At 63.8% G+C, this 12,335-nt stretch carries 10 protein-coding genes; 8 read left to right on the forward strand and 2 right to left on the reverse strand.

Features of this window, described 5'->3' with window-relative positions; translation table 11 throughout:
• Positions 1 to 26: 26 nt before the first annotated feature.
• Together ACPJXG_RS14015 and ACPJXG_RS14020 are read right to left on the reverse strand one after the other, a co-directional pair.
• A complete protein-coding gene (locus ACPJXG_RS14015; protein ID WP_425254627.1) occupies positions 27 to 980 on the reverse strand; it encodes a 2-hydroxyacid dehydrogenase in 954 nt (317 codons plus the stop codon).
• A gap of 244 nt (positions 981 to 1,224) precedes the next feature.
• Complete coding sequence (locus ACPJXG_RS14020) at positions 1,225 to 1,908, reverse strand: hypothetical protein (protein ID WP_425254628.1); 684 nt, start codon at positions 1,906 to 1,908, stop codon at positions 1,225 to 1,227.
• 234 nt (positions 1,909 to 2,142) lie between these two features.
• Here ACPJXG_RS14020 and ACPJXG_RS14025 point away from each other — a divergent pair, with 234 nt between their 5' ends.
• The 8 genes from ACPJXG_RS14025 to ACPJXG_RS14060 all read left to right on the forward strand — a co-directional run bounded on the left by ACPJXG_RS14025 (position 2,143) and on the right by ACPJXG_RS14060 (position 12,329).
• Complete coding sequence (locus ACPJXG_RS14025) at positions 2,143 to 4,350, forward strand: TonB-dependent receptor (RefSeq protein ID WP_278315873.1); 2,208 nt, start codon at positions 2,143 to 2,145, stop codon at positions 4,348 to 4,350.
• Positions 4,351 to 4,448: 98 nt separating this feature from the next.
• On the forward strand, positions 4,449 to 5,324 hold the full coding sequence (locus tag ACPJXG_RS14030; protein WP_425254629.1) for a hypothetical protein: 876 nt from the start codon (positions 4,449 to 4,451) through the stop codon (positions 5,322 to 5,324).
• A gap of 84 nt (positions 5,325 to 5,408) precedes the next feature.
• Positions 5,409 to 6,536 carry a sensor histidine kinase gene (locus ACPJXG_RS14035; protein WP_425254630.1) on the forward strand — a complete coding sequence of 376 codons (1,128 nt, stop codon included), beginning with the start codon at positions 5,409 to 5,411 and terminating at the stop codon, positions 6,534 to 6,536.
• A 175-nt stretch (positions 6,537 to 6,711) separates the two neighbouring features.
• The gene (locus ACPJXG_RS14040; RefSeq protein ID WP_225241265.1) at positions 6,712 to 8,166 is read left to right on the forward strand and encodes a circularly permuted type 2 ATP-grasp protein; all 1,455 of its coding nucleotides are present in this window, start codon (positions 6,712 to 6,714) and stop codon (positions 8,164 to 8,166) included.
• Positions 8,160 to 9,104 carry an alpha-E domain-containing protein gene (locus ACPJXG_RS14045; protein WP_035818820.1) on the forward strand — a complete coding sequence of 315 codons (945 nt, stop codon included), beginning with the start codon at positions 8,160 to 8,162 and terminating at the stop codon, positions 9,102 to 9,104. Before ACPJXG_RS14040 ends, ACPJXG_RS14045 begins: the two co-directional genes overlap by 7 nt.
• Complete coding sequence (locus ACPJXG_RS14050; RefSeq protein WP_035818818.1) at positions 9,104 to 9,913, forward strand: transglutaminase family protein; 810 nt, start codon at positions 9,104 to 9,106, stop codon at positions 9,911 to 9,913. Before ACPJXG_RS14045 ends, ACPJXG_RS14050 begins: the two co-directional genes overlap by 1 nt.
• A 90-nt stretch (positions 9,914 to 10,003) precedes the next feature.
• Positions 10,004 to 10,882 carry a peptidase gene (locus ACPJXG_RS14055; RefSeq protein WP_425254631.1) on the forward strand — a complete coding sequence of 293 codons (879 nt, stop codon included), beginning with the start codon at positions 10,004 to 10,006 and terminating at the stop codon, positions 10,880 to 10,882.
• 106 nt (positions 10,883 to 10,988) lie between these two features.
• The gene (locus ACPJXG_RS14060) at positions 10,989 to 12,329 is read left to right on the forward strand and encodes an alpha/beta hydrolase (protein ID WP_099401921.1); all 1,341 of its coding nucleotides are present in this window, start codon (positions 10,989 to 10,991) and stop codon (positions 12,327 to 12,329) included.
• Positions 12,330 to 12,335 lie beyond the last annotated feature (6 nt).

The raw sequence follows: 12,335 nt of genomic DNA on the forward strand, positions 1-12,335 counted from the left end.
TTGATTAAAACGGTTCATCGTGGACTTTATGGCTTTACGGGTGTCAACAAGGGCAAGCCGGCGAAGTGCGCGGCCAGGTTATCGACCACCAGTTGCCCCATCGCATGGCGCGTTTCCACGGTCAGGCTGCCCACGTGCGGCGTCAGCACGACGTTGGGCAAGGCGCGCAAGGCGTTTGGTACGCGCGGTTCGTCCGCAAACACGTCGAGGCCAGCCGCGCCCAGGTGGCCATCCTGCAAGGCGGCGATCAGGGCCACTTCGTCGATGAGGGCGCCGCGGGCGATGTTGATCAGGGTGCCTTGCGGCCCCAGCGCATCGAGTATGGTGCGGTCGACGATCTTGCGCGTGGCCGGGGTGCCCGGCGCGCAGACAATCAGGTAATCGCTTTCCTGCGCCAGGGCGAGCAAGGATTCGGCGCGCGGCACGCTGGTGCCGGCAATGGGACGCGGCTGGAAATAGCGTACGTGGACGCCGAAAGCGGCCAGGCGCAGCGCGATGGCCTGGCCGATCTGGCCGAAACCGAAGATGCCGGCCGTCTTGCCGCGCAGGCTGGACGCGGGGGCGATGGCTTCACGGCGTTCCCAGCCACCGTCGCGCACGAAACGGTCGAGCGTCACGATGTGCCGCGCGCTGGCCAGCAGCAAGGCCAGCGCCACGTCGGCCACGTCGTCCGTCAGCACGTTCGGCGTGGTGGTGACGGCGATGCCGCGTTCACGCGCCACATCGAGCGCCACGCCGTCGAGACCCACGCCATTGACGGCGATGATTTCCAGATTCGGCAGCAAGCCCATGTCGGTCGCGTTCAAGCCCAGCGCGCCCGTCGTGACGACGGCGCGGATGGACGGCGCCCGCTCGGCCAGCCAGGCGTGGCGCTCGTCCGCCGGCACTTGCCAGGCGTGGTGGCAGGTATATTGCTGGTCCAGCTGCGCGTTGACGGCTGCCGAAGGGCTGGGAGCGAGGATGAGGAGTTCGGGGAGCATGGGCGTCCTGGGTCGTGTCACATGAATTGCAGACGCAACTTAGCATATTTGAGACCCTGCCGGGGGTGGCATACCCTATTACAGCCCCTAAAACCCTGCACGCCGTGCGGTCTTTGCCCGGCATGGATCACGCTTGCATCATGCGTAGGTCGGCTTAGCCCAACGGGCGTAAGCCGACAAGCGCCGCCACGCAACCTGTCAGATTACGCTGCGCTAATCTGACCTGCACAGCCTTCCATCCGACTCAACCCGGGCAAGGCACTCTTTTCACCTTGCCGCCCGTCTTGAACGGATCGGCGCCGGAACCGGGATTGTCGGCCATGCCATAGCAGGTGGCGCCGCCAGCGCTGACGACGCGCGTGGCGGGCCGGCCATCGGCCGTGAGGAATTCCTCCACGCGGATGACGGGGCCGCCGCGCCAGGCGGAGGCGACCAGCTTCTGGAAGGTGCTTTCGCTCTTCAGGTCGGCGGAGGCCAGCCACGGCTGGTCTTGTTTGAGCTCGCCGCGCAAGGCCTTGTCGGCGGCGCCCGCGGCCAGCCGGGCGCGCGTGCGCAAGTCCGCCGTGGAAGGCGCCGTGGCAGGCGCAGCGGGAAATTCCTCGGCCGGCACGGTGATGGCCTCCACTATGACGGGAGGTGGTTCGAGGATGGCGGACGGCGCGACGGGCGGTGCCGTTGCCCGCGCGCGCGGCAAGGGAGCCGGCATGGGCATGGGCAAGGCCATCGGTGGCGTCTGCGCCATTGGCCGGGACGGCAGCAAGGTCATGAACGCCACTTCCGTGTATTGCTTGAGTTGCCGCGCCGGCAGCAGCAGGAAATACAGGCCCAGCACGTGCATGCACAGGATCAGCGCGACGGCCGCGCCTTTCAGGCTCAAGCCCTCCCGCATACGCATGGAAGCGGACTGTAAATGGTGGTGCAATGGCATGCGGTTTCCTGTGGGCGCGCGGCGCGGTGGTCCATTTTAGCGAAACTTGGATATGCGCATTAATAAATCCACAAGGTATCGTTTGGCGCGCCTTTTTCCGCCAGATTCCGGCACCCTGGCTGGCCCGGTGTTGTATGAATGGCGACTTTTTTGATCGCTTTGTCACACTTTCTCACGCGCTGCGCCACGCTGGAATATAATGATAATCATTCTCATTAATATCCAGATAACACCATGCGCACCTTCCACCTCGTCCCTACCCCGTTCGCCCTGGCCGCCTTCCTGCTGGCCAGCGCCGCCGCCCACGCCCAAACCACGTCCACCACATCTGCCGGCGACGCGCAAAGCATGCCGACCGTGGTCGTCAACGCGTCGGCAGATGCGTCGGCGGAAGGCTTGTCGAAGGCGTATGCGGGCGGCCAGGTGGCGCGCGGCGGGCGTATGGGCATCCTCGGTGCCGTGGACATGATGGACTCGCCATTCGGCAGCACCAGTTACACGCAGCAATTCATCGCCGACCAGCAAGCGCGCAGCGTGGGCGACCTGCTGCAAAGCGATCCGGCCGTGCGCATGTCGCGCGGCTATGGCAATTTCCAGGAAGTGTATGTGATCCGCGGTTTCGCCCTCGATTCGGACGACGTGGCCTACAACGGCCTGTATGGCGTGCTGCCGCGTCAATATGTATCGCCGGAACTGCTCGAAAGAGTGGAAGTGTTTCGTGGCGCCAGCGCCTTCCTCAACGGCGCGGCACCGGGCGGCAGCGGCATCGGCGGCGCCATCAACCTGATGCCCAAGCGCGCCGGCAACACGCCGCTGACGGAATTGACCGTGGGAGTGGAATCGGGCGGACACGCCTATGCGGCCATCGACGTGGCGCGCCGCTTTGGCGAAAACAAGGAATTCGGCGTGCGCGTCAACGCCGCCAAGCGCCAGGGCGAGACCGGCATCAAGCGCGAAGACCACGACGTGGGCATGTTCTCGGTGGGCCTCGACTATCGCGGCCGCAACTACCGTCTGTCGGCCGATGCCGGCTACCAGAATTTCGATCTGACGGCGCCGCGCCCCTCCGTCGCCATTGGCGCCGTGGCTGTACTGCCATCCGCTCCCGATGCGTCGAAGAACTTTGCCCAGCCTTGGAGCTATTCGAAGGAACACGATGTGTTCGGCACGGCGCGCGCCGAGGTGGACCTGGCCAAGGATGTCGTGGCCTGGGCCGCATTTGGCTCCCGTTCGACCAAGGAAGCCAATAGCCTGGCCGAGCCATCGTTGACCTCGAGCAATGGCGACGCCACAGTGTCGCGCTTCGACAATGCCCGCAAACAGGAGATCCGCACGGGCGAACTGGGCATTCGCGGCAAGCTCGTGACGGGCGCCGTCAAGCACACCCTGGTGGCCAGCTGGTCCGGGCACTGGAATGAGGCGAAGAACGCCTATGCCATCGGCGACAAGTTTGCCACCAATATTTATGCGCCGGTCAGCGTGGCCCCGCCGCCAACACCTTACACGGGCGGCATCATGAGCGACCCGCGCATCACCCAGAAAACCATCCTCAACAGCTATGCCCTGGCTGACACCATGGCCTTCATGGACGACAAGCTGCTGCTGACCGTGGGCTTGCGCCGCCAGCAGATCAAGGATGCCGGCTACGACTACAACACTTCGGTGCTGCAAGGAAAGGCCTATGACGAGAGCGCCACGACGCCCGTGGCTGGCATCGTCTTCAAGGCCAGCAAGGATGTGTCGCTGTACGCCAACTACATCGAGGCGCTGGTCAAAGGTCCGACGGCCACTGGAACGTATGTGGAAAACGGCCAGCAGCTCAATGTCGACAACATGGGCGACGTGTTTGCGCCGTACAAATCGAAGCAAAAGGAAATCGGCGTCAAATATGACGGCGGCAAGCTGGGCATGAGCGCCGCCCTGTTCAGCACGGCCAAGCCTTTGCTGGCCGTGGTCGGCAAGCGGGCAGAACTCGATGGCGAGCAGCGCAACCGTGGCCTGGAATTGTCGGTTTTCGGCACGCCGATGCAGGGCGTGCGCCTGCTGGGCGGCTTGACCTGGCTCGATGCAAAGCTCAGCAATACCGGCATGACCGAGAATAATGGCAAGAAACCCATTGGCGCACCGGAAACGCAGATGAGCGTGGGCGGCGAATGGGACGTGCCCGGCGCGCCAGGCCTGACCCTGAACGCCCGCACCATCTACACCTCGACGCAATACGCGGACCAGGCCAACACCAAGCAACTGCCATCGTGGACCCGCCTCGATATCGGCGCGCGCTACCTGACGCAAGTGGCAGGCCGTGACGTGACCTTGCGCGCCCGCGTGGACAACGTGACGGACCGCAATTACTGGTCGTCGGCCGTGTCGTCCTTCAATATCGGCTCGCTGGTGCTGGCCGCGCCGCGCACCGTGGTCGTCTCGGCCAGCGTGGCGTTTTAAAGGCCGCGCGCTCTGTCGCACCGCGAAAGCTGCCCTCGGGCAGCTTTTTTTTCGCGTGCGCGCCTGTGCCGCAAGCCGCGCTTGGGCGACAATGCCGCATGAAACGACTCCCTGCCCTGCTGCTCCTGCTCTGCCTGTCCCTGCCCGCTGCCGCCCAGAAGCAGGCCGCCTGCCCTTATGCTGCCTGGAAAAGCGGCTTCAAGGGCGATGCGCGGGCGCAAGCCACGTGCTTGCTGCGTCCCGTCAAGCTGTATGCGCGCCTGGGCGACAGCGCGCCGCTGCCGGCGTTTCTTGCCGCCCGCATCGGCCAGCGCACGGGCATCGCGCCGGCCCGGTTGCGGGCCTGGCTGGCGGAACAGGGGATCGCCGAGGCGGATGTGGGCGGCCCCGTCGACGCGCCATTGTCGCGCGCCGTGGGCCGGCTGGCCGCACCCATGGCCCGCTATTTCGTCATCCACGACACCAGCTACCCGAATTTTTTATTGGAACCCATTCCCGCCCACATCAACGACGCCAGCTGGGATTTCAACGATTTCAATCTACGCAACCCGGCGCTGGGCGGCGGTCCGAAAGGCCATGTCTACGTCAACCGCCTGGGCGGCTCCTTGCTGGTGCGCGACTTTGGCACGGCCAGCTACGCCAGCAAGCTGGAAAAGGACAAGCCGTCGCTGGCGGGCCTGTTCCTGCACGTGGAACTGGTGCAGCCGCGCCACTCCGTGCCCGGCGGCGGCAAGGGCAACGACGGCCTGGCGCCCGATCCCGGTTTTACGCCCGCGCAATACGAGCGCCTGGCCTTGCTGTACATCGCCGCCAGCGTGCGCAAGGGCACGTGGCTGATCCCCGCCTTCCACGTCGTGATCGACACAGGTTTTGCGAACGGTCATGACGATCCGCAGAACTTTTCGCTGGAACAATGGGATACGACCCTCAGCCATTTGAGCGCCGTCATTGCAGGCGTCGACGCGCCGAATTGAACACCACCTGCACGCCGATTTGGAGGATACTTTAGCTCCCGCCGATGCACGACGCGGATGCCGAGCTGTCCAGGGAGAGCTACGATGACCTATGCCTCTGACCAGAAAATGCACACGCTGGACATGCCCGCGCGCACGCGGCGGCTCTTCAGCATGCGCGATGCCGTGCTGACACAGTGGGAACACGAGGTGCGCGCCAAGGTACGCGGCGCCGACGCCTTGCTGACGCCCATCCTGATCAATACCTTGCCCACTTTCTTCGATAACCTGGCCGAGGCGCTGACGCCAGGCTATCCGCGCGACGATGCCACCAGCCATACCAATGCCCCTGCCGTGCACGGCAACGAACGGGCGCGCATGACCAGCTATGGCCCGGAGCAAGTGATCCAGGAATACCAGATCTTCCGCGACTGTTTCGCCGATGCGGCCCTCGACGCGGGCGTGCCGTTGCGCCGCCGCGACTGGAAGGTGATCAATGCCTCGATCGACACGGGCATCCGCGAAGCTATCCTGGAATTTACGGCCATGCATGAAAGCTTCCAGCGGCGCATCGCGGCCGGCCTGTCGCACGACATGCGCAATCCCCTCTCCGTCATGCTCAACAGCGCCCAGCTGCTGCAGCGGCGCGCGCAGCAGCTCGACGTGCCGGCCCTGGCATCGAAAATCATCGAACACGGCAAGCGCCTCGACGACATGATCCAGGAATTGCTCGATACGCTCAGCTACCACCGGGGGCAGAAACTGCCGCTGGTCTTGCATCGCTTCGATATCCTGCCGCTGGCGCAGCAGGTGGCCGACAGCGTGAATACGGGCCATCCGGGCAAGTGCCAGGTCACGGGCGCGTCCGTCACTGGCTGGTGGTGCGAAAATTCGCTGCGCCGGGCCCTGGAAAACCTGGTGGGCAATGCCCTCAAGTACGGCGACGACGGCCCCATCCATATCCACGTCAACACCCTGCGCGAACGCATGATACTCACGGTGCACAACACGGGCAGTACTATCGCGCCCGAGCAGACCGAGCGCATCTTCGAATACCTGCGCCGCGAACACCAGGGCAGCGCGCCCGGCTGGGGCATCGGCCTGCCCTTCGTGCAAAACGTGGCGGAAAGCCATGGCGGCAGCGCGCTGGTCGACAGTGCGCCGGAAACGGGCACCACGTTTACCATCGACCTGCCCGTCGATTGCCGTCCCTTCGTCACGCCGGACGCCTGATTTCACCCGCCCCGCGCCCCATAGCCCTGCAGAATCGACACCGTAGCGCACCAAAGCGGTGCGGATGACGGTTTTACGCCACAAAAATGGTCATTTTCTACATACTTTCGGGTGTGCGGCATTGGCACGCTTCCTGCTGAGCTATAGTCAGACACGGCTCAAGGGAAATCACAACATGGCAAATTTTTTCAATGAAATGACTGCAAATGAAGTGGGTACGGACAGCAAGGTACGTGAACACTATCGTGAATTCAGCAACTGGCTGGAGCAGCAATCCCCCGAGACCATCGCCCGCAAGCGGGCGGAAGCCGACCTGACGTTCCGCCGGGTCGGCATCACGTTCGCCGTGTATGGCGACGATGCCGGCACGGAACGCCTGATTCCGTTCGACACCATCCCGCGCATCATTCCCGCCACGGAATGGGCGCAGATGCAGACGGGCCTGGTGCAGCGCGTGCAAGCCTTGAACATGTTTATCCATGATATTTATCATGAGCAAAAGATCATCAAGGCGGGCATCATTCCCGCCGAGCAAATCTACAAGAATGCCCAGTACCGCCCGGAAATGCAGGGCATTTCCGTCGCCTCCGACATCTATGCCCACATCGCCGGCGTCGATATCGTGCGCGCGGGCCAGGGCGAATTCTATGTACTGGAAGACAATCTGCGCGTGCCGTCCGGCGTATCCTACATGCTGGAAGACCGCAAGATGATGATGCGGCTGTTCCCGGAACTGTTCGCCCGTAACCGCATCGCGCCCGTCGACCATTACCCGGATATGCTGCTCGACAACCTGCGCTCGGTCGCGCCCATGGGCGTGGATGACCCGACGGTCGTCGTCATGACGCCAGGCATGTACAACTCCGCCTACTTCGAACATGCGTTCCTGGCCCAGCAGATGGGCGTGGAACTGGTCGAAGGCAAGGATTTGTTCGTCAACGATAACTCGGTGTACATGCGCACCACGCGCGGTCCGAAGAGAGTCGACGTCATTTATCGCCGCGTGGACGACGATTTCCTCGATCCGCTGGCCTTCCGCTCCGATTCCTCGCTGGGCGTGCCGGGCCTGCTGTCCGTGTACCGCGCCGGCCGCGTGACCCTGGCGAACGCCATCGGCACGGGCGTGGCCGACGACAAGTCGATCTATCCTTTTGTTCCCGACATGATCAAGTTCTATCTGTCGCAGGAACCCATACTCAACAACGTGCCCACGTACCAGTGCCGCAAACCGGCCGATTTGTCCTACGTGCTGGCGAACCTGGCGCAACTCGTCGTCAAGGAAGTGCATGGCGCGGGCGGCTACGGCATGCTGGTGGGGCCGGCGTCCAGCCTGGCGCAGATCGAGGACTTCCGCCAGCGCCTGCTGGCCAATCCGGGCGGCTACATCGCCCAGCCAACACTCGCCCTGTCCGCCTGCCCCACGTATGTCGAGGCCGGCATCGCACCGCGCCACATCGATTTGCGGCCGTTCGTGCTGTCCGGCAAGACGATTTCCATGGTGCCGGGCGGCTTGACCCGCGTGGCGCTCGGTGAAGGCTCGCTCGTGGTCAACTCCTCGCAAGGGGGCGGCACCAAGGATACCTGGGTACTGGAAGCCACATCCGCTTTTGCAGGAGAGAAAACATGCTGAGCCGCACCGCCGATCATTTGTTCTGGATGGCCCGCTACACGGAGCGGGCGGAAAACACGGCGCGCATGCTCGACGTCAATATGCAGACCTCGATGCTGCCCCAGTCCGAACAGGACGCGGAGCAAGGCTGGCGCGCCACCCTGGGCATTTCCGAGCTGCAAAGCGCCTACGACCACAAATATGGCCGCTTCCACACGCGCGACGTGCTCGACTTCATGGTGCGCGACCCGAACAACCCCTCGTCCATCCTCGCCTGCCTGACGGGCGCGCGCGAAAACGCCCGCGCCGTGCGGGGGACTTTGACGACAGAAGTGTGGGAAATCCAGAACGCCACCTGGCTCGACATGCAGAAACGCTTGAAAAGCAATCTGCTGGAAACGGATCCCAGCCAGTTCTTCGAATGGGTCAAGTACCGCTCGCACCTGTCGCGTGGCGTGACCCTGGGCACCATGCTCAAGGACGAAGCCATCCACTTCATTCGCCTGGGCACCTTCCTGGAACGGGCCGACAACACGGCGCGCATCCTCGACGTGAAGTTCCACGGCGCGCGCGACACGTCGAAAGACATTACCCAGCGCGACTTTTATTACTGGGCGGCCCTGCTGCGCTCCGTGTCCGGCTTCGAGATCTACCGCAAGGTCTACCGTGACGTCATCACCCCGGCGCGGGTGGCGGAATTGCTGATGCTGCGCGGCGACATGCCGCGTTCCCTGCTGGCCTGCATGGATGACGTGGTGGAAAATCTCAAGCACATCCGCAACGATGTGTCGGCCGATACGGAGCGCTTCGCCGGCAAATTGCACGCGGAACTGAAATTCGGCCATATCGACGACATCATGAAGACGGGTTTGCATCTGACCTTGACGGAGTTTCTGGAAAACATCAATGACCTGGGCAACCGGGTCAGCCGCGACTTCCTCGTTCCCTTGGCGGCCTGATGCAGCTCACCATCCGCCACAAAACCGAGTACGCCTACAGCGCACCGCTGGCCCACACCATCCAGCAGCTGCACCTGACGCCGCGTATCGAGCCGCAGCAGCGGGCATTGTCCTGGCAAATCACGACGCCGGGCCAGTGCCACGCCTACACGGATGCTTACGGCAATCTGTCGCACATGCTGACGATTAACGGCAGCCATCACTCCCTGAGCCTGGTGGCGCAGGGCGTGGTGGAAACCATCTACCCGCACAAGGGACGGCTGAACCTGATCGATACCCTGTCGCCGCTGCTGTTTACCATGCCGACGCCGCTGACCCTGGCCAATCCCGCCATCCTCGACCTGGCGGCCGCCAGCCTGCCGGACCAGCACGTGACGGCGGGCACGGGCCATCTGCTGCGCCTGGCCGAGCACATCGTCGGCAAGGTCGCGTATGAAAGCGGCGCCACCATGGTCACCACGACGGCTGGCGACGCCCTGGCCCTGGGCCGCGGCGTATGCCAGGACCACGCCCATCTGTTCCTGGCCTGCTGCCACGCCTGGGGCATCCCGGCCCGCTATGTGTCCGGCTACATCGATCCGGGCACGACGGGCCACGCGGCCAGCCACGCCTGGGTCGACGCGTGGGCCGAGGACACGGATTTTGCGGGCTGGGTCAGCATCGACGTCACGCATGCGCGGCTGATGACGGATGCGTATTGCCGCCTGGCCATCGGACGCGACTACGATTCGGCCGCGCCCGTGCGCGGCGTGCGCCAGGGTGGCGGCACGGAAACGTTGAGCGTCGATGTGCAGATTGTGCCCGTATAACTGGCAGGAATGAGGCTGGCCGGGCCTTGCCAGCAGGTGGCAAGGCCCGGCTGGTGTAAAATGCTTCCCCTTTTGATGTGATTTACGACGATGACTTATTGCATAGGCATGCGCCTGAACGAAGGCCTGGTCTTCCTGTCCGACTCCCGCACCAACGCCGGCGTGGACCAGGTGGGCACCTTCCGCAAGATGAGCGTGTTCGAAAACCCGGGCGACCGCATGCTGGTCCTGATGACGGCCGGCAACTTGTCGATCTCGCAGGCGATCCGCCAGATCGTTTCCGAACACGTGGATGCGGATGGACGCAGCATCTGGAACGTGGCCAGCATGTACGACGCGGCGCGCATCGTGGGCGAAGCCGTGCGCACCGTGCACCTGCGCGAAGCGAAGGCCCTGGCCGACTGCGGCATCGATTTCAACGTCAGCATCATCCTGGGTGGCCAGATAGGCACCGAGCGCTGCCGGCTGTTCCAGGTGTATTCGGCCGGCAATTTCATCGAATCGCACGATGAAAACACGTATTTCCAGATCGGCGAAGCCAAATATGGCAAGCCCATCATCGACCGGGTCGTCAATCCGTTCACCCGCCTGGACGAGGCGGCCAAGTGCGCCCTCATTTCCATGGATTCGACCCTGCGCTCGAACATTTCCGTCGGCTTGCCGCTGGACCTGCTCGTCTATGAGACGGGTAGCCTGGCCGTCACGCGCTTCGTCACCATCGATGAAAAGAACCAGTATTTCCGCATGATCCGCGACACCTGGGGCGAGCAATTGAAACATGTGTTCGAAGGCATCGTCGACCCCGTATGGAATGCGGCGCCCGAGACGACGACGAACGTGCTGTCGTCCGCCAATATGCACAGCAAGCCCGTGCGCGTCGCCATCCCCGAGCACGTGAGCCGCGGCGGCCTGACCGTGGCGCCCTTGCAATCGCTGGCGCAGCAGTTCAGCGACGACAAGCAGCATTGACCGTTGACAGGCCCGCTGCGCGCGCCGCTGGACAAGTCGCTTTTCGCGTGCTTTTATGGCGATGGGTTGACATTTAATCCAGACTGACCTGAAAGGCAGGTGGCGCATGGACTTGATCACTTCCGCTGTGGTGGCAGCCATCGGGCATGGCGCGCCCGGCCACGCGCCTGAAGCCGTCGCCAGCCATTATCAACGGCTGAAGCAGGCCATCACCAGGTTCGACGGCGCGGCCGCCATCCTGGCCGCCATCGCCGCGCTGGAAGCCGAGCCTGCAAATAGTCAGCTGCAACTGGCCCTGTCGGCCGCCCTGTCCAGCGCGAAAGTGCCGGACGACATGGAAACCCTGTTTGCCGCGCAAGGCTTGCTAGATGCGCTGCAGCGCCCTTTCCCCCAGGCACCCGAAGTGGAAGCCGTGCCCGCCCCGGCCGATAAAAGCGCCGTCGTCTCGAATTATGCGGTGGTCAAGGTGTATTTCGCCACCGACCGCCAGCGCGATGTGGGCAAGCCGCCGGCCCAGCGCTTCAGCGGTGAACGCAACATCATGAGCGGCAATGGCCCGCTCAGCTATGGCAGCTGCGACGTCAGCATTCCCCGTGACCACCGCATGGGCCAGCTGGAATCGCCATCGCTGTGGCGCCTGGAGTTTCGCGACGACCCGACCAAGCACGTGGTGCTGCTGTCGGCCGAGGTGCAGGACCGCGACAATTTCTTTGCCGCACTCAAAACGCAGATCCGCGCCTCGGCCGATAAAAGCGCCTTTGTCTTCGTGCACGGTTACAACGTGAGTTTCGAGGATGCGGCGCGGCGCACGGGACAGATGGCCTACGACCTCGGTTTCGATGGCGCGCCCGCGTTCTACAGCTGGCCGTCGCGCGGCGAGGTGGCCGGCTACACCATCGATGAAAACAATATCGAGTGGAGCACGCCCCACCTCACGGCCTTCCTGGCCGACTTTCTTGCCAGCACGGAGGCGGCGCAAGTCTATCTGGTGGGACACAGCATGGGCAGCCGGGGCCTGACGCGCGCCGTGGCCGACTTGCTGGCCGCGCAGCCGCAGCTGGCGCAAAAGATCACGGAAATCATCCTGTCCGCGCCCGACATCGACGCCGCCATCTTCAAGCACGATATCGCGCCGAAACTGGCCGGCGCGCGCAACCCCGTCACCCTGTATGCCTCGTCGCAAGACCTGGCCCTGGCCGCCTCGAAAGCCGTGCACGGCTACGCGCGCGCGGGCGACAGCGGCGCCGGCATGCTGATCGTGGCGGGCGTGGAAACCATCGACGCCACCGGGGTCGACACGAGCTTCATGAAACACATGTATTTCGCGGAAAAGCGCTCCGCCCTGTCCGACATGTTTTATCTGATACGCAACCATGCGCGCGCCGACCAGCGCTTTCTCGACCCCGTCGACACGGTGGCCGGCCGCTATTGGACGTTCAAACCGTGACGCCGT

The sequence above is a fragment of the Janthinobacterium sp. NFX145 genome, from assembly GCF_049810325.1.
Taxonomy (GTDB): domain Bacteria; phylum Pseudomonadota; class Gammaproteobacteria; order Burkholderiales; family Burkholderiaceae_D; genus Janthinobacterium; species Janthinobacterium rivuli.